We start from the raw sequence: 17,367 nt of genomic DNA, 5'->3' as shown, positions 1-17,367 counted from the left end.
GCCCCTTTTACAAATTGGCCAACGCAATCACTTTGTCAACGGCAGCATTCATGCCATCGATGTTTTTGCCGCCAGCTTGTGCATAGTGGGATTGACCGCCGCCGCCACCTTGGATGAGTTTGGCAGCTTCGCGAATGATTTGGCCAGCATTCAGTTGGTGTTCTTTCACCATGTCATCCGAGAACATCACCGTGAGCAGGGGCTTGTTGTGGGCAGTGCTACCGATGACGGCCACCAATTTCTGGGGCACGGCCTCACGCAGTTTAAACACAAGGTCTTTTGCCGCTGCCGGTCCTATGGGGAGCACGGCCGTGATGACGCTGATGCCGTTGACCTCTTTGATGCGTGAGAGCAACGTCTCTTTCATGCGTTCAACAGCCTGTGCCTGGAATTTTTCAATCTCTTTGCACAGCTCATCGTGCTCGCTGATGAATTTCTCTATCGAAGCCTTGAGGTCCTTGGTGTTGTTGAACATGGCTTTCAAATCGTTCATGGTGTCGGTTGCGGCATAGATGGCGTCTTCGCAAGCCTTTCCTGTCAGAGCTTCAATGCGGCGGATGCCTGCAGCAACACTGCTTTCTGACATGATTTTAAAGAAGCCGATGCGACCCGTACTTGTGGCATGAATGCCGCCGCAGAACTCGCAACTCGGGCCGAAACGCACGACGCGCACCTTGTCGCCATACTTCTCGCCAAAGATGGCTACGGCACCTAAAGCCTTCGCCTCTTCCAAAGGCGTGTCGCGATGCTCATCCAAGGGGAAATCTTCGCGTATCATTTGGTTGACCAACTGTTCTACTTGGCGCAACTCTTCGTCGCTCACCTTTTGGAAATGCGAGAAGTCAAAACGCAACGTTGTGGGGTCAACATAGGAGCCTTTCTGCTCCACGTGGTCGCCCAACACCTGTTTCAAAGCATAGTCGAGTAGGTGAGTGGCGGTGTGATTGGCTGCGCTGGCGTTGCGTTTCTCCGTATCAACGCAGGCCATGAACTCAGCTTGCAAATTTTTCGGTAGCGCCTTTACGATGTGGATGCTCTGGTTGTTTTCGCGCTTGGTGTCGAGCACTTCAATCGTTTCATCATCGTTCACCAGTACTCCTTGATCGCCTACCTGGCCGCCCATTTCGCCATAGAATGGGGTGAAATCGAGCACCAATTCATAGAAAGTGTTCTTCTTTTGCGTCACTTTGCGGTAGCGCAAAATGTGGGTGGTGTGCTCGGTGTAATCATAACCCACAAACGCTTGTTCGCCTTCGCGCACCACTTCCCAGTCGCCATTTTCCACAGCTGCAGCGTTGCGTGCACGTGCTTTCTGCTTAGCCATTTCTTCATCGAAGCCCTTTTCGTCAACCGTGAAGCCCTTTTCGCGACAGATAAGTTCGGTTAAGTCGAAAGGAAAACCATAGGTGTCAAATAGACGGAATGCTTGTGTGCCGGGCAATTCGGTCTTTCCTTGCGCCGAAAGCTCGTCCATATCGGCATTGAGCAGGTTGATACCTTTTTCCAATGTACGCAGAAATGAGTCTTCCTCTTCCTTGATTACGCGGCTTATGAGCTCCTGCTGTGCGGGCAATTCGGGGTAGGCGGCACCCATTTCATGTACCAAGGTGGGTAGCAATTTATAGAGGAAGGCCTCTTTCTGATTTAAAAATGTGTAGGCATAGCGCACGGCACGGCGCAAAATGCGGCGAATGACATAGCCTGCTTTGGCATTGCTGGGCAGTTGTCCGTCGGCAATGGAGAACGCTACGGCGCGCAGGTGATCGGCCACCACACGCATGGCAATGTCGATTTTCTCTTGTTCGGTGCTACCTTCGCCTAACTTTCCTGTCGGCGTTGTGAAGCCATATTGTTGGTGGCTCAGCGCCTCAATTTGCTTAATGATAGGTTGGAAAATATCGGTATCATAGTTGCTGTGCTTGTCTTGCAGCATGCGCACCAAACGTTCGAAGCCCATTCCTGTATCGATGACATGCATGGGGAGTGGTTCTAAGCTGCCATCGGCCTTGCGATTATATTGCATGAACACCACATTCCAAATCTCAATCACTTGGGGGTTGTCTTTGTTTACCAATTCGCGGCCGGGAATCTTGGCTTTCTCTTCGGGCGTTCTTGAGTCAACATGGATTTCGGTGCAAGGACCACAAGGTCCTGTTTCGCCCATCTCCCAGAAGTTATCGTGCTTGTTTCCATTAATAATATGGTTGGGCTTCACGTGCTTTGCCCAATATTTTGCGGCCTCATCGTCGCGTGAAAGTCCTTCCTCTTTTGAACCTTCAAACACGGTTACGTAAAGGTCTTCGGGATTTAGATGCAGCACATCCACAAGATATTCCCAGGCGTAATCGATGGCACCTTCTTTGAAATAGTCTCCGAAACTCCAGTTACCCAGCATCTCGAACATGGTGTGATGATAGGTGTCATGTCCTACTTCTTCCAAATCGTTGTGTTTTCCACTCACACGAAGACATTTCTGTGAGTCTACACGACGCACATCTTTTCCTGGGTCTTTGGTGCCCAAGATAATGTCTTTCCATTGGTTCATACCAGCGTTGGTGAACATCAATGTGGGATCATCTTTAATCACCATCGGTGCAGATGGAACTATTTTGTGTCCTTTTCCTTCAAAAAACTTTTTATAGGATTCGCGGACTTCATTTGCTGTCATCATATTTTTTATTTATTTTTTATTGAATTCCTATACTGAAAACCAAGCGCAAAGTTACAAAAAAGTTTAGAGATGGTGGCTGACCATCTGTAGAAAATTACTACCTTTGCGCTGGAAACCATCCTTATTTTACAGAATAGAATGGGTTATGGCATGGAATGAAAATAAAAATCTAAAGCGTTATTTCACCATTAAAGAGGTGGCTCAAAGGTTGGATATAACTGAAAGTACTTTGCGTTATTGGGAAAAAGAATTCTCAATTTTGCGTCCAAAGGTGCAAGAAGAAACAAAAATCCGTCTGTACACAGAACAAAATATGGAGCAAATCAAGCTCATTTATAATCTTGTTAAGGTACGGGGATTCAAAATAGCTGCTGCAAAAAAAATGTTGAGTGCTAATCGTACAGGTGTTGAAAAAACAGCCGTAGTGCTCGAAAAACTCATGGCCGTGCGCGATGAATTGCAAGCCATGAAACACCATTTAGATGGTATGGTGTAGCCGTTTGATATAATGATTTCTTTTTAACGACAGGTAAAGCTGATAAAAAGCTATTTATTTTCGCAATAAGAGCAATAATTTTGTGGTGTAATTGCAATGGTATAATGATGCAAACAAAGCGATATTTTGTCTGCATCTTGTGGCACTTTATCGCGAAATACTGAATGTTTTATTGTCGTTCATGTAGCCTATAGAGGAAAAATAATTTTTGGATTATAAGGATATAAAAAAAATTGATTGTCTCACGACAACCAATCTTCTTAACCTTAATAATCTAATACCATGAAAAACACGTTGCAAAGATAGCGTATAGAGGATGACCTTCCAAACATTTCAATAAGAAAAATATGCTATTTAGCATTTTTTAAAAGATTGATATTGACCGCACAGAATGTGATTTGCAAGTGCAGGCCAATCGTTGTTGAATAGGCACAACCTTTATGTTGTTATCTTATGATGCCTGTTACAGGCTAAGTCCTTAAGAACGCTACTAAAATATTGTTATGAGAGGAGTTGGAGTGTATAAAGATAGATAACAGAAGCAGGTATCGCTAAGAGTGAAGAATCAAACCGATCAAGCATACCACCATGTCCAGGGAGAATCTTTCCACTATCTTTCACCCCCAATGTGCGTTTAAAAAGGCTCTCAACTAAATCGCCCCAAGTACCGAATACGGTAACAACTAAACCTAAGCCTATCCAGCCCAAAATAGAGAGTTGTGCGCTGTTCGTGGGTTGTTGTGCATGATAGCCAATACAAGCAGCTACAATCATTACAAGAAGGCCACCACCAATGCTCCCTTCCCAACTCTTCGCAGGGCTGATACGCGGGAATAGTTTGTGCTTGCCAAAGAGTGAGCCGCTGCAATAAGCACCTGTATCATTAAGCCAAAGAAAGACAAATATGCACAGAGGAAGTAATGCATGATATTGGAAGCCAATACCATTGCTGCTTTGCTCAAAGGCTAAAACGTTAATCATGGAGAACGGAAGCGCAATGTAAAGCTGTGAAAGCATGGTGTATGCCCAGTCGTTAATGGGATCTTCTTCTTTCAAATAAAGCTCACTAATCAGTAAATAGACAATCGTAAGCAAGTAGGGGATAACCACAACAAAATTGGTAATAATACCAGTACGAAGGGCTGTTACGGCCAAAAAGAGATAAACCCCAGCAATGGTGCTGATGAAGCGATTGACTGAAATTTGAGGTTTTTGATTGACAAGCCCCGTGTACTCCCAAATCGTTAAGCCTGTGATTGCAGTAAATAACGCAATCATGGTGTGCGGATTATAAAATCCACCCACCATGATAATTACAAAGAGCGCACCTACAATGGCTCTGATAATTAAATTCTTTTGTTTCTCACTCATTGTTATCTTCTTTCTTTAATGAAGCCTGATGTTCTTCTTCTGCCTGGCGAACGAAATCAGGCATATCTTCAATTTTCGGTGCATTGGCCTCATTTTCATTGATAATTTCTTGTGCGCGGCTAATCCAGGGGCGTTTTCCGAAGATGGCTTCTACGTCTTCCGCATAGATAACTTCACGCGAAATGAGCAACTCTGCTAATTTGTTATGTCCCTCTTTATGCTCTTCTAAAAGCTGCTTAGCACGTTCATATTGACCATTAATCATTTTCAGCACTTCATCATCTATCACCTGTGCAGTGGTTTCTGAATAAGGTCTTTGGAACTGTTCTTGATTGTTGTAATAGCAAATATTGGGCAGACGGTCGCTCATTCCGGCAAAAGCAATCATTCCGAATGCACTCTTTGTTGCTCGTTCTAAATCGTTCATTGCCCCAGTTGAGATATGTCCTGTGAACAATTCTTCTGCAGCACGCCCACCTAATAGCGCGCACATTTCGTCTAACATTTGCTCTTTGGTGGTGATTTGGCGTTCTTCGGGCAGATACCAAGCTGCGCCTAAGGCTTGTCCACGAGGTACAATGCTTACTTTCACTAACGGATTGGCATGCTCACAAAACCAACTTACTGTGGCATGACCCGCTTCATGGAGTGCAATCGATTGCTTTTCTGAGGCAGTCATCACTTTGGTTTTCTTTTCCAAGCCGCCGATAATGCGGTCAACAGCATCTAAGAAGTCTTGCTTACCTACGGTTTTACTATTGTGACGTGCGGCAATGAGTGCGGCCTCATTGCACACATTTGCAATATCTGCACCAGAAAATCCCGGGGTCTGCCGTGCTAAGAAGTCTATATCTAAGGTGTTATCAACCTTCAATGGGCGTAGATGTACTTGAAAAATAGCCTTTCTTTCGGGCAAATCGGGCAAATCAACATTAATCTGTCTGTCGAATCTTCCTGCACGAAGGAGCGCTTGATCCAGCATGTCTACTCGGTTGGTTGCTGCCAAAACAATAACGCCACTATTGGTACCAAAACCATCCATCTCAGTCAATAGCGCATTCAAAGTGTTCTCACGCTCATCGTTTCCACCCATAGAAGGGTTCTTACTTCGTGCGCGACCAACAGCATCTATCTCATCGATGAAGATGATGCAAGGTGATTTTTGCTTAGCTTGTGCAAAGACATCACGTACTCGACTGGCACCAACGCCTACAAACATCTCTACAAAATCTGACCCACTCATCGAGAAGAATGGAACACCAGCTTCGCCTGCAACAGCTTTTGCTAACAGCGTTTTACCAGTTCCTGGAGGGCCAACCAATAAGGCTCCTTTAGGAATCTTGCCTCCTAACTCAGTGTATTTTTGTGGGTTTTTGAGGAATTCAACAATCTCTTGCACTTCTTGTTTCGCTCCCTCTTGGCCAGCTACGTCTTTAAATGTTATGCCTAATTCGTTGGCCTTTTCGTAGAGCTTCGCTTTACTTTTACCAACATTAAAGATGCCACCGCCAGGGCCAGCGCCATTGCCCCCTGACATTCGGCGAGTAATCCAAAACCAAAATACCACTAAGAGAATAAATGGTCCAAATGTGAATAAGAGATTATTGAATAGACCACTTCCACCATCATTATCGTAACTGAAATCTACAATCTTTCCTTTAGTTTGTTCATAGGTGAGGAATTTCTCTAATTCATCGACGGAACCAAATTGGACATTCACATAAGGGTGTGCACCGACTTGTTTCGCATTTCGATGGAACACATCTTGTATATATTTGGGATTGACATACATCTTTAATGTGCTCTTTTCTTTATTGATCTCTATTCGATTGGCATAACCTTTGTCAACATATTGCTTAAATTTCGAATAAGATGCTGTTGTGTTTGTATTTCCACTGGCTAACATATTGCCTCCACCAGAGAAAAGTAGTGCTGCTGCGGCAATAGCGACAATGATAAATACCCAATTCATATTAAATTTGGGCATTTTGGGCTCCCTGTTGTCTCGGCTATTAAAGGGATTATTCTTATTTTCCATAACTAAAAGTTGTTTCTTATATTTTGGATTGTAGTATCAAAGACTATGCCAGATGGCTAATTTAAATTAGAAATCTTTGTGAGTTTTGCATCTTCCCATAGTGTTTCTAAGTTATAGTAGGCACGTGTCTCTGGTTGGAATATGTGTACAAGTACATCTGAAAAATCTATTGCTACCCATTGATTGTTCTCCAATCCTGCTACGTGTATAGGCTTTTCATGTAAACTTTCACGTACAATGTCGCCAATTGAAGTCGCAATAGCTTCTACTTGTGTAGGAGAATTTCCTTGGCAAATGACAAAATATTTAGCAATAGCTCCTTCGATCCCAGTAAGATTGATTATAACAATCTCTTCTCCTTTCTTTTCCTGAACACCTTTAATAATCGTTTCGACTAACTTTTCAGTCTTTCTCATCTAAACTTTTGTTTAAAATTTTATTGAATAGTATCTTATAGTGTACAAAGATACATAATTTATAATGAGGAATTCTATTATGAATTGTCAATTTTTTAATTTTTCATTCTTTTTGGAAAAAAGCTAAATTAAAATTTGGAGTCAATCAAAAAAAAAACTACCTTTGCACCCACAATTCAGCAATTAAGCTTTGTTGCTGTTGTCGAATGGGATATGGTGTAATGGTAACACTACAGATTCTGGTCCTGTCATTCTTGGTTCGAGTCCGAGTATCCCAACGTAAAATGGATGTATTGCAAGCAATACATCCATTTTTTTATGAAAGATATAAACAATCGCGCAAATAAAATGCTTCTGCTAAGCCATCTTTATTTCCTTATCTGTTTCATCTTTGTTTCACAAGATTTTATTTATGGTTGTTTCTTGGATTATGACATAATTAAAAATAAGCGAGAATACATATTGCAATGTATTCTCGCTTATGTATTGGTGGGTGGAAGGTGGGACTCGAACCCACGACATTCAGAACCACAATCTGACGCTCTAACCAACTGAACTACGTCCACCATTTATATGTTGCTAAAATCTTTTAGCGTTGCAAAGGTAAGAGAAAAGTTTGAATTCCACAAGTTTTTCTCTTGTTTTTTTGAAAAATCTTTATCTGCACAGCGTTAACCAGCAAGTATTAAAATCACTATATATTTTTGGAAAAGTCTTTCATTGGTCTCGTGAAATTTTATTTTACTTTTAGTTTCTATTAGAAAATCTTCCGTATCCTCATGATTTCCCTATTGTAGAATTATCGAAATTAGCCAGTTTCGTGGGTCTTATCTTAACAATTTATTTACATGTGTTTGCTCTTGGTGTAGCGATACTATTCCATTTTATGTAGAGTATTGGCAGTTAGTATATCCGTAATATCTTGATAAATCATGTTGTAGGTAATTCTGGTGAGCCACCTTTATCTTCCTTACGCAACACACCTTAAGATTTTACTTGGATAACTTTGTTCATAAACGATGGGGACTATTGATGTGTCACTTCAACACAGAAACAATAATAATATGTTGGTTTGTGTACTCACACCGAACCATAGCTATAACATGGGATTTCTTTTATAAGTACATTCCGTGAGATAGCTATTGTATTCCAGTTCTCATGAAAGGGGCTATTAAGTTATCTGATGCTGTTCTTTTCCAAAATTGCCTCTTATTTTCAAAAGAGCAGTGGCAATGACAGGCAACAAACAGAGCACTAACAGCAATACGAAGAACTGGCGATAGCCCAGCATATCAGACAAAGTTCCAGCGAAAAAAGTAGGCCACATCAAGGAAAACGCCATCAAACCCAAGCAAATGGAATAATGATATTCATTGTGTTTACCCACGCTGAAGTAGGAAATGAAATAAAGATAGGCACAAAGTCCGAGCCCATAGCCCATGTTCACTACAAACATACAGCTACCTATGATGAGTAAACTGCTGGGCATGGTATAGGCCAACCACACATTGAGCACATTGGGCACGGAGGTTGCCATCACCATAGGCCATAACATTTTACGTAATCCGAAATGGCGAATGGTAGTATGCCCAACAATCCCACCAAGCAATAGGCCTATAACGCCCACCGTTCCATTGACCAATCCAAACTCTTGTGGTGCCAAACCTAAGCCGCCTCGACTGGGAGGTGCTTGCAAAAAGAGCTGCGAAATGGGCATATGCAATGCTTCGGGCAAGCGGAACAATAGCAAAAAGGCAATAGAAGAGAATAACGCTCGTTGGTGGAAAAACGCAATTAAATCACTCCAAAACGAATGAATGATAGTGCGTGGAAGTTGTTGTGAAATAGAATTATCCTTGTGAGACGCCGAAGGTAGCATATAATAATGATATAGACTAAAGGCCAAGAACAGGCCTGTGAGTCCATAAAAGATTAAACTCCATGAAAATCTTATTTGATAACGAAACACCACTTGTACCACACCTGCTATCATGACAAGTAACCCTTTGCCCATCATGAGTGCAAAACGATAGAAGATGCGTCGAATAAAGATGACGTCATCGCTGTCGTAGTGTTGAAAAGTACGCTTGAAAAAGCTATCGATAGCAATGTCATGAGAAGCGCCACCAAATGCGATAAGGCTAAAGAAAAAGAAAGTTCCTTGTAACCACCACGAGGCTTGCAACGTGAAAGCTACGCCCGAATAGGCGGCTCCCAACAGCAATTGTGTGCTCACAATCCACCATCGTTTGGTTCGGTAAAGCAACAAAAACCGCTCCCAAAAGGGGCGAATGACCCACGGAAGATAGAGCCAGGCTGTATAATAGGTTATGGCGGCATCGCTCAATCCCAACTGCATATAGATTTCTATAGCCAGTACAGCGATTGTCACATGTGATAATCCCTCGGCAAAGCAGAGGGAAGGAAGCCACAGCCACGGCGAACGATTTCTCATGCTTTTGAATAAATGGAGCAAATCTCTACGCCACGATAATAATGCAACAAAATTTCATCATAACGGAAACCGCGCTCTCCCATTACTGCGGCTCCTATTTGACATAATCCCACTCCATGTCCCCAGCCTGCGCCTTTGAGTATGAACCGTGCAGGGGTCTGCTGCCTATCGATATCGAAACGTTGTACAACAAAAGCTGAACTATAAAGATGAGAAGGGCTCAGTGCACGACGAATCTCGAGCTCTTTTCCTATGGTTAATGTGCGCTCGGTGCCCACAATGCGCAATTTCGATAATCGCCCACTCACACCTCGCTCTACAGGTTGTAGGTCGATAATGTTACCAAAATGCATGTTTAATTTGCTTTCAATTAAAGAGCGAAGTTCACTTTGAGTGTATTCCACTTGCCAACGATAGAAGTCTTTTGTTTCTTGGTCATAATCGTTGAGTACTTGTGAAAGAATTTTCGGATCGTGTGTGTTGCAGTAGCTCTCAGGATTGGTTAAAATCCATTGCTCAGCTTGTACTTCATTGGTCAAGTCGGGTATGTCGGGTTCTGGAGCATCACGCAAGGCAACAAGATAAGGTTTACGTAGATTCTCCCAGCAGTATTGATACTCTTCCACTACGCCACCACAGCTTTTCGAAAAACGAGCGTCGCAAATTTCTCCCTCATAGAGCAATACCTCACCAAAGGTTTCATTCACAGCTTGCACTACATGTGCATTTGTTTCCTTTGTTATACCTTGATAACGCTGACAATGGTCGTCTGCACACACATCGAAAAGTGTGTGGTCTTCTCGGTCATACCACCGAATATGCTCCGTTTCGGTCTGAACAAATGTATCTTGTGCTTGCTTTGTTGCAGTCAAGGCCTGACGTTTCTGCATCTGAGCCAAGAGCCAACTGCGCGAAATCACAGCATGTGCTTTTAATAATTCTAAACTCGATGTAGCACTCATTTCGCTTGAGATAACACTCTCTAAATACCATTCTACAGGTAATTGATTAATGGCTACCACTGCATTTTTTTCCACAATGAGTCGCAACATGCCTCGGAATGTTTGTGTTTCTTTGCGTTCCCAATGAAATTTAACGCCGATTACAACATCAAAAATGGAAAAGGTACCTAAAGTGTCCATCGGCTGGAATTCAAGTGTGTCATATGTTTTTCCCTGCCAGAGTAATTTTCCGTCGGCCACACACACCTCGTGTTTCCCTTCTGCAGGTTGCGCATTACACCGATAAGGTTCATTCAATGTAAAACTAATGGTGTTTCCACTCACAATACCTACGCTCACCATGGGTTGCATAGCAATCTCTTCTGCCTTCAATTTGGCCATAGATTTGTTATTCATTTCGTTTATTTTTGATAAGTTATGCGGCGAAAGACAAAACAAAATTTAAAAGCATAGTCGTCTATCATGCGCACGCAATCTCTGTTTAACATGCTTTTTAGCATTGTTTTGCAAAGGTAATAAATCGCTTCGAATAAAAGTGATGGTTAATTGTTTTTTACAAAGAAATTGCAACATTCTCGATAAATGTGACAATCTACATCATATTGCACAACAATTGACATGATTTTGTGTGTAAATTAGTACTACTTTACTCCATAATCTCATAGCTTTTTCTTTATGAAGACAACCTATTCTCCTATCATTAAGCTTGTAATTTTAGACTTTTTAATCTATGAGCAAGTATAGATAGCCCGCAAAAATACATGCTTTGCAGAGCCGCATTCAACATTATTTGTTACCTTTGCACGATGAATGTTTCGAAAAAAGCACTTTTAGGTTTAACGCTTTATGAGTTAAAATCTGTGTGCAAAGAATTGGGTATGCCTGCGTTCGCTGCCATGCAAATAGCGAAGTGGATATATGAACGGCATGTAACATCAATTGATGACATGACAAATATATCTAAGGCAAATCGTATGAAGTTGGAGACGCTATACGAAATAGGTCTACGACCAGCCATTGATGCGCAGCATTCCCAAGACGGAACCATCAAATATCTGTTCCCTACGCGCGATAATAAGTTTGTAGAGACAGTTTATATCCCCGATAAAGATCGAGCTACCCTTTGTGTTTCATGTCAAGTGGGCTGCAAAATGAATTGTCTCTTTTGTCAAACGGGTAAGCAAGGATTTGAAAGTAGTTTGTCAGTTACAGACATCCTAAATCAGATTTATGCCATTCCAGAGGTGGATCAACTCACAAATATAGTGTTTATGGGGCAGGGAGAGCCCATGGATAACTTAGACGCAATTCTCAAAACGACGGAGATTCTCACTGCAAGTTACGGCTGGGGATGGAGCCCTAAACGCATCACGGTGAGTAGTGTGGGAGTGAAGAATAAGCTCAAACGCTTCTTGGATGAAAGCGATTGTCATGTAGCCATTAGTCTACACTCGCCAATTCCAGAGCAGAGAGCCCAACTTATGCCAGCCCAAAAAGGCATGTCTATAGAAGAAATTGTTGACTTGCTGCGCAACTATGATTTCTCCCATCAGCGCCGGTTATCATTCGAATATATTGTTTTTGGTGGCATCAACGATACACATCAGCATGCGCAAGCTATTGTAAACTTGTTGCGTGGGTTGGATTGCCGAGTGAATTTAATACGATTTCATCAAATACCAGGTGTGGAACTCCATGGGGCTTCAGAGGCTAAGATGGAGGAACTTCGCAACTATCTCACTGGTCATGGAATATTTACCACCATCAGAGCCAGTCGAGGAGAAGATATTTTTGCAGCTTGCGGCCTACTCTCTACTTCGAAAAAGATTAATGAAATTAGGCATGAAAAATAGTTGGGTGGGATGGTCCGTCATCATATTAGTCTTTCTTTCGGGGTGCACAAACACACTGGGACAAGACTTTACGCATGTCACAATAAACCATAAGAACCAACGTTCGCCATACGATTTGCTTGAGAAGATGTTTGGTGTTTCCGTCCAACTACCAACAGACTTCAACAGCTATAAGCAGGGAAAGCATTTCCTTTGGTTATCGAATAACGATGCAGAGGTTGTGAAGAGTATCGCTCTTTATTCGGTCAAGGGAAAAGCTATGTCAGCACTTAGTGTGCCATCTTTTTGCCATTTGCGCGATAGTGTCATGTACAAAAATGTGCGGGGTATAACCGATGTTATTTATATGAAGACCCTTCAAGAATCGGTTCGTGTTAAAAAAAGCTGCACAAGCCCAATATTCTGGTATGAAGGTTTGTGGAAAATGCAGAATGATGCAATGGGTGGTGATTTCATTTGTCGCGCTATAAACCACCCATTTGGGCATGACATACTTTTCGCAGAGGCTATTCTTTATGCTCCTGGAATAGAAAATAAGACAATTCTTATAAGACAGTTGCAAGCCGTCTTACAATCTATAAAATAACAAATAGAAATGGAAAATCAGAAAATTCGCGTGGCGATAACCCACGGAGATACCAATGGTATCGGATATGAACTCATTTTTAAAACTTTTGCCGATGCAGAAATGTTGGAGTTGTGTACGCCTATCGTTTATGGATCACCCAAGATTGCGGCCTATCATCGCAAGGCTTTAGACATTCAAGGCAATTTCAGTATCATCAATTCTGTCGATGAAGCGCAAGATGGGAGAATAAATCTTCTCACCTGTTTTGATGAAGAATTGAAGGTTGAATTCGGGCATCCTAATGAAGGAAGTGGCAAGGCTGCATTGCTTGCTTTAGACAAAGCGTTGACAGATTATCGTCACCAAGCCTATGATGTGCTGGTGAATTGTCCTATCGATAATAAGACGATTCATGTTGATGGTTATCCCTTCGAGAACATTGCGCACTATCTTGAAACCAGTATTGGAGAAGGAAAACAGACCAGAACTTTATATGTGAGTGGACAGCAGCATTTGCTTATTGTTACAGAAGATGCCGAGGTGAAAGATGTTACCCATTTGTTAACGAAGAAAGTGATAGTAGAGAAGGGGGAGTTGTTGGCGCAATCACTTCAGCGTGATTTCAATATATCAAATCCGCGTATAGCTGTTTTAGCATTTAATGCTACTGACCAAGGGGAGGAAGAACAAGAATTTATTATTCCCGCAATCAAGACCTTAACTGAAAAAGGCGTACAAGTGTTTGGACCTTACCCCGCAGAAACGTTCTTCGGAGAGAACTATTATGAGGCTTTTGATGGTGTTTTAGCCATGTATTCTGACCAAGCCTTGCCTACTATAAAGGCTCTTGCTACAGAAGGTGTCGTTGAATTTAACGCTAATCTACCTTTGGTGGTAACAAAGTCGTCTGAAACGTATGGTGCTTCTATTGCAGGAAAGGGAATGGCTGATGCAGCAACTTTCCGTCATGCTATTTATACTGCTATCGACATTTATCGCAACCGCATAGCATTTGATGAACCTTTGGCTAACCCTTTGCAAAAGCTTTATCACGAAAAGCACGACGAAGGGGAAAAAACAAGATTTGCGGTTTCAAAAAAGAAAAATGAATAAGAAATATCAGAATGGATTTTTTATCTTTGGAATTGTGGTGCTGGCCATCATGATTTCACAGTTAGATTTCCATCAAGTGTGGGAAGGCTTGCAACATGCTGGCTATTGGTCACTGGCTGTCGTAGCTTTGTGGGCAGCGCTCTACTTGCTTAACACTTCTGCATGGTATATTATTATCCATTCGCAACCGTGTCAATCGGATCAACGTCCTATATCCTTTGCCTGGCTCTATAAAATCACAGTGTCGGGGTTTGCACTCAACTATGCCACACCTGGTGGCTTAATGGGGGGAGAACCCTATCGCATTATGTCATTGGCTCCTAAGATAGGGACAGAAAGAGCATCGTCTTCGGTCATTCTCTATGCAATGACTCACATCTTTAGTCATTTTTGGTTTTGGTTTCTTTCAATATTCCTATTTATCGCAACACAACCTCTAAATGCGATTTTGGGCATGTTGTTAGCGGTTATAGGCATATTTTGTCTATTGGGAATTTGGTTCTTTGTTTCGGGCTACCGCACAGGTTTAGCCAACCGAGTAATGAATATATTAAAACATATCCCTCTTTTGAAACGGTGGGCTCTGCCATTCATAGAGCAGCATAGAGAGCAACTTGACACCATTGATCGGCAAATAGCAGCATTGCACAGGCAATCGCCTATAACGTTTATTTCAGCAGTGTTATTAGAATTATCATGTAGAGTACTGTCAGCTTTGGAAATTTATTTCATTCTATTGGTATTGATGCCAGATGTCTGTTTCCTGCAGTGTATTCTTATTTTGGCTTTTACCAGTCTCTTTGCGAATTTGCTTTTCTTTATTCCCCTACAGTTAGGAGGTCGTGAAGGAGGCTTTTTAATGTCTGCCACAGCCTTAGGCTTGTCGGCTAATGCTGGTATTTTCATTGCGCTTATTGTTAGACTGCGTGAACTTTTATGGACGGGTATAGGTTTACTCCTAATTAAGTTTAACAAGGAAGATGCGTCACAATAGTCTTCTAAAAACATATAAAAAGCACTACAGTCAAAAGGTATATTCAAATAAAACATGTAACTTTGCTGGCACATGAATACATCTGAACTTCAAAAGATAAAACAACGTTATAATATTGTTGGTAATAGTGAAGGGCTAAATCGCGCTTTAGATATAGCACTGCAAGTGGCACCTACTGATTTATCTGTGTTGATAGTTGGTGAAAGCGGTGTAGGAAAAGAAATTATCCCAAGAGTGATTCACGAACATTCTCCACGCCGGCGAGAAAAGTACTTTGCAATAAATTGTGGTTCTATCCCAGAAGGAACTATCGATAGTGAACTCTTTGGACATGAAAAGGGGTCTTTTACTGGAGCTATAGGCGAAAGTGAAGGGTACTTTGGTATAGCTAACAAGGGGACAATCTTCTTAGATGAAGTGGGCGAACTTCCTATGGCTACACAAGCGCGTTTATTGCGTGTGTTGGAGACGGGTGAATATATTCGTGTGGGTGGACAGCAAATTCTAAAAACAGATGTGCGCATTGTTGCTGCGACAAATGTTAATATGCAAAAAGCTATTAGTGAAGGACGATTTCGAGAAGACTTGTATTATCGTTTGAATACGATACCTATTCAAATGCCACCTTTGAGAGAGCGAGGAGATGATATTATATTGCTCTTTCGTCTATTCGCTATGCAAATGGCTGAAAAGTATCATTTGCCAAAAATAAGTTTGTCAGAAGATGCCAAACAATTGATGTTGAAATATAAGTGGCCTGGCAATGTTCGACAGCTTAAAAATATTACGGAGCAAATATCGATTCTTAGTAAAAATAGGGAAATTACGGCCAAGGCTTTGTTGGATTTTATTCCACAAGATAATGATAGTACTGAATTAGCGCCGATAAGTAGAAATGGCGGGCACTCGTATGAAACAGAAAGAGAAATCCTTTATAAGATTCTATTCGAACTGAGAGGTAATGTGAGTGAGTTGAAACATGAATTAAACAGTTTACGAAAGCAGTTTGATGAAGCCAATAATTTGCCTATAACAAGCGAATTTGACCATAAAGGATTTTCACAAAATAATGAAACTTCATTGATTAGGGCAGAAGTTCATCCTGCGAATTACACCTATATAAATGCTTCTGAAGGTCATGATGCTGCAACGGCTTATGATGCTATAGCAGAAGAAATACATGAGCCAGATAACCTTAATTTAGGAAATTTAGGTAGAAAAATGGTGGAAAGGGCATTAGAACGGAATGCTGGGAATCGCAGGAAAGCGGCACAAGAGTTAGGCATATCTGATAGAACGCTTTACCGCCGCATTAAGCAATATGGATTAGAGTGAATGAAAGATGAAATGTCATAGGATGAATATAAAGAAAAAACAATTGTTATGGACTGTCATAGGACTATGCATTATCACTGCATGCAGTTTTAAGGGCTATAAGTTTAATGGTGCAAGCATCGATTACACCCAAATAAAAACGATTCAAATTGCAGAATTCCAAAATCGCTCAAGCTATGTTTGGGGGCCTATGGCCTCAATGTTTAATAATCGTTTACGAGACCAGTTTGCTGATCATACAAAGCTTATTCAAGTTAAGCGAAATGGAGATTTGCGCTTAGATGGCGAAATAACGCAATATAGTCAACGCAACAAGTCTATCTCGAGTGATGGACATTCTGCACAAACCGAGTTGTCTATGACTGTGAATGTAAGGTTTACCAATACAAAAAAACATAGTGAAGATTTTGAAAGGCAGTTTACGGCAACGGCCACTTATGAAACGACGCAGAGTTTAAATGCGGTGCAAGAGGAGCTTGTAACGCAAATGACAAGAGATATAGTAGATCAAATTTTTAATGCGACAGTAGCAAACTGGTAAATAAAATGGATTTAAGGCAGCTTATAGAACATCCAGAGCAGATGGATCGTGAGACGTTATATGACTTAAGAAGTTTTATAGCCTTACATCCTTATTATCAAACTGCACGTATTCTATTATTGCTGAATCTCTATATTTTACATGATGCCGCATTCGATGAAGAGTTAAGAACAGCAGCCATTTATGTGACTGACAGACAGGTTCTTTTTAATATGATAGAGGCGGGGCATTATAAAATTTATGAAGAAAAGCCTATCGTTGTACGAGGAGTACAAGCATTAACCAATGGTGCGAACGAGGATAGAACCGAAAAACTAATCGATTCGTTCTTAAATACACTCCCACAAGATGAAGAAATTGAAGTAAAAAAGGAACACAGGAGGCCTACCCAAAAAGATGCTACAGTGGATTATGTGGCCTATTTGATGAATGTAGAAGCAGAACAAGGTTCAGCACTTCAACAAGAGCAACTATCTGATAGGACTTCAGCTCTCATAGATCATTTTATGGAAGATGGTGGTTTCAATCTTAAAACAGGAGAAGATGGAGAAGGA

13 protein-coding genes, 2 tRNA genes and 1 pseudogene are annotated in these 17,367 nt (G+C 41.5%); 9 read left to right on the top strand and 7 right to left on the bottom strand.

All coding sequences use genetic code 11. The annotated features are described in order from the left end of the window. Nucleotides 1-7 precede the first annotated feature (7 nt). The gene (alaS, locus tag X919_RS0113580) at nucleotides 8-2,671 is read right to left on the bottom strand and encodes an alanine--tRNA ligase (RefSeq protein ID WP_028900578.1); all 2,664 of its coding nucleotides are present in this window, start codon (nucleotides 2,669-2,671) and stop codon (nucleotides 8-10) included. A gap of 145 nt (nucleotides 2,672-2,816) precedes the next feature. Between alaS and X919_RS0113575 the strand changes: the two genes are divergently transcribed. After that, nucleotides 2,817-3,167 (top strand): MerR family transcriptional regulator, encoded by a 351-nt coding sequence (locus X919_RS0113575; RefSeq protein ID WP_028900577.1) that lies wholly within the window; start codon nucleotides 2,817-2,819, stop codon nucleotides 3,165-3,167. A 501-nt stretch (nucleotides 3,168-3,668) separates the two neighbouring features. On the opposite strand, the gene X919_RS0113570 is transcribed toward X919_RS0113575, so the two are convergent. Genes X919_RS0113570 through rsfS form a run of 3 tightly spaced genes read right to left on the bottom strand, consistent with a single transcriptional unit; the run spans nucleotide 3,669 to nucleotide 6,992 of the window. Next, on the bottom strand, nucleotides 3,669-4,538 hold the full coding sequence (locus X919_RS0113570) for a phosphatidate cytidylyltransferase (RefSeq protein WP_028900576.1): 870 nt from the start codon (nucleotides 4,536-4,538) through the stop codon (nucleotides 3,669-3,671). Next, nucleotides 4,531-6,576: an ATP-dependent zinc metalloprotease FtsH gene (ftsH, locus tag X919_RS0113565; protein WP_028900575.1), complete on the bottom strand. Its 2,046-nt coding sequence runs from the start codon at nucleotides 6,574-6,576 to the stop codon at nucleotides 4,531-4,533. The genes X919_RS0113570 and ftsH overlap by 8 nt, the downstream gene beginning before the upstream one ends. A 56-nt stretch (nucleotides 6,577-6,632) precedes the next feature. Continuing rightward, nucleotides 6,633-6,992, bottom strand: coding sequence for a ribosome silencing factor (gene rsfS, locus X919_RS0113560; RefSeq protein ID WP_028900574.1), 360 nt, complete (start codon nucleotides 6,990-6,992; stop codon nucleotides 6,633-6,635). Nucleotides 6,993-7,199: 207 nt separating this feature from the next. Between rsfS and X919_RS0113555 the strand changes: the two genes are divergently transcribed. After that, nucleotides 7,200-7,270 (top strand) — tRNA-Gln (locus tag X919_RS0113555). 213 nt (nucleotides 7,271-7,483) lie between these two features. Here X919_RS0113555 and X919_RS0113550 read toward each other — a convergent pair. The 3 genes from X919_RS0113550 to X919_RS0113540 all read right to left on the bottom strand — a co-directional run bounded on the left by X919_RS0113550 (nucleotide 7,484) and on the right by X919_RS0113540 (nucleotide 10,805). Further along, nucleotides 7,484-7,559: transfer RNA gene (locus X919_RS0113550), tRNA-His, on the bottom strand. 604 nt (nucleotides 7,560-8,163) lie between these two features. Further along, complete coding sequence (locus tag X919_RS0113545; RefSeq protein ID WP_028900573.1) at nucleotides 8,164-9,447, bottom strand: MFS transporter; 1,284 nt, start codon at nucleotides 9,445-9,447, stop codon at nucleotides 8,164-8,166. Beyond that, entirely contained in the window at nucleotides 9,444-10,805 is a 1,362-nt protein-coding gene (locus tag X919_RS0113540) for a SpoIID/LytB domain-containing protein (protein WP_081759479.1), read from the bottom strand. The genes X919_RS0113545 and X919_RS0113540 overlap by 4 nt, the downstream gene beginning before the upstream one ends. 410 nt (nucleotides 10,806-11,215) lie before the next feature. On the opposite strand from X919_RS0113540, the gene rlmN reads away from it, so the two are divergent. The 7 genes and pseudogenes from rlmN to X919_RS16950 form a co-directional block, all read left to right on the top strand. Further along, on the top strand, nucleotides 11,216-12,262 hold the full coding sequence (gene rlmN / locus X919_RS0113530; protein ID WP_028900571.1) for a dual-specificity RNA methyltransferase RlmN: 1,047 nt from the start codon (nucleotides 11,216-11,218) through the stop codon (nucleotides 12,260-12,262). Further along, nucleotides 12,156-12,848 carry a DUF4837 family protein gene (locus tag X919_RS15520; protein ID WP_081759478.1) on the top strand — a complete coding sequence of 231 codons (693 nt, stop codon included), beginning with the start codon at nucleotides 12,156-12,158 and terminating at the stop codon, nucleotides 12,846-12,848. The genes rlmN and X919_RS15520 overlap by 107 nt, the downstream gene beginning before the upstream one ends. 9 nt (nucleotides 12,849-12,857) lie before the next feature. Beyond that, nucleotides 12,858-13,943 carry a PdxA family dehydrogenase gene (locus X919_RS0113520; protein ID WP_028900570.1) on the top strand — a complete coding sequence of 362 codons (1,086 nt, stop codon included), beginning with the start codon at nucleotides 12,858-12,860 and terminating at the stop codon, nucleotides 13,941-13,943. Continuing rightward, nucleotides 13,936-14,937, top strand: coding sequence for a lysylphosphatidylglycerol synthase transmembrane domain-containing protein (locus X919_RS0113515; protein ID WP_028900569.1), 1,002 nt, complete (start codon nucleotides 13,936-13,938; stop codon nucleotides 14,935-14,937). Before X919_RS0113520 ends, X919_RS0113515 begins: the two co-directional genes overlap by 8 nt. 72 nt (nucleotides 14,938-15,009) lie before the next feature. Further along, nucleotides 15,010-16,272, top strand: a complete 1,263-nt coding sequence (locus X919_RS0113510) for a sigma-54-dependent transcriptional regulator (RefSeq protein ID WP_028900568.1) — start codon at nucleotides 15,010-15,012, stop codon at nucleotides 16,270-16,272. Between the two features lie 22 nt (nucleotides 16,273-16,294). Continuing rightward, complete coding sequence (lptE, locus tag X919_RS0113505; RefSeq protein ID WP_371212597.1) at nucleotides 16,295-16,813, top strand: LPS assembly lipoprotein LptE; 519 nt, start codon at nucleotides 16,295-16,297, stop codon at nucleotides 16,811-16,813. 5 nt (nucleotides 16,814-16,818) lie between these two features. Further along, a pseudogene (locus X919_RS16950) lies at nucleotides 16,819-17,367 on the top strand (tetratricopeptide repeat protein); the annotation flags it as partial.

Source organism: Prevotella sp. HJM029, assembly GCF_000599605.1.
Classification (GTDB): Bacteria; Bacteroidota; Bacteroidia; order Bacteroidales; family Bacteroidaceae; genus Prevotella.
This window is presented reverse-complemented; position numbering and strand designations above follow the sequence as displayed.

What these genes read in the sequence shown, in the direction of transcription:
- alaS (WP_028900578.1), bottom strand. Translation starts at nt 2,671, where the DNA reads ATGATGACAGCAAATGAAGTCCGCGAATCCTATAAAAAGTTTTTTGAA.
- X919_RS0113575 (WP_028900577.1), top strand. Translation starts at nt 2,817, where the DNA reads ATGGCATGGAATGAAAATAAAAATCTAAAGCGTTATTTCACCATTAAA.
- X919_RS0113570 (WP_028900576.1), bottom strand. Translation starts at nt 4,538, where the DNA reads ATGAGTGAGAAACAAAAGAATTTAATTATCAGAGCCATTGTAGGTGCG.
- ftsH (WP_028900575.1), bottom strand. Translation starts at nt 6,576, where the DNA reads ATGGAAAATAAGAATAATCCCTTTAATAGCCGAGACAACAGGGAGCCC.
- rsfS (WP_028900574.1), bottom strand. Translation starts at nt 6,992, where the DNA reads ATGAGAAAGACTGAAAAGTTAGTCGAAACGATTATTAAAGGTGTTCAG.
- X919_RS0113545 (WP_028900573.1), bottom strand. Translation starts at nt 9,447, where the DNA reads ATGAGAAATCGTTCGCCGTGGCTGTGGCTTCCTTCCCTCTGCTTTGCC.
- X919_RS0113540 (WP_081759479.1), bottom strand. Translation starts at nt 10,805, where the DNA reads ATGAATAACAAATCTATGGCCAAATTGAAGGCAGAAGAGATTGCTATG.
- rlmN (WP_028900571.1), top strand. Translation starts at nt 11,216, where the DNA reads ATGAATGTTTCGAAAAAAGCACTTTTAGGTTTAACGCTTTATGAGTTA.
- X919_RS15520 (WP_081759478.1), top strand. Translation starts at nt 12,156, where the DNA reads ATGGAATATTTACCACCATCAGAGCCAGTCGAGGAGAAGATATTTTTG.
- X919_RS0113520 (WP_028900570.1), top strand. Translation starts at nt 12,858, where the DNA reads ATGGAAAATCAGAAAATTCGCGTGGCGATAACCCACGGAGATACCAAT.
- X919_RS0113515 (WP_028900569.1), top strand. Translation starts at nt 13,936, where the DNA reads ATGAATAAGAAATATCAGAATGGATTTTTTATCTTTGGAATTGTGGTG.
- X919_RS0113510 (WP_028900568.1), top strand. Translation starts at nt 15,010, where the DNA reads ATGAATACATCTGAACTTCAAAAGATAAAACAACGTTATAATATTGTT.
- lptE (WP_371212597.1), top strand. Translation starts at nt 16,295, where the DNA reads ATGAATATAAAGAAAAAACAATTGTTATGGACTGTCATAGGACTATGC.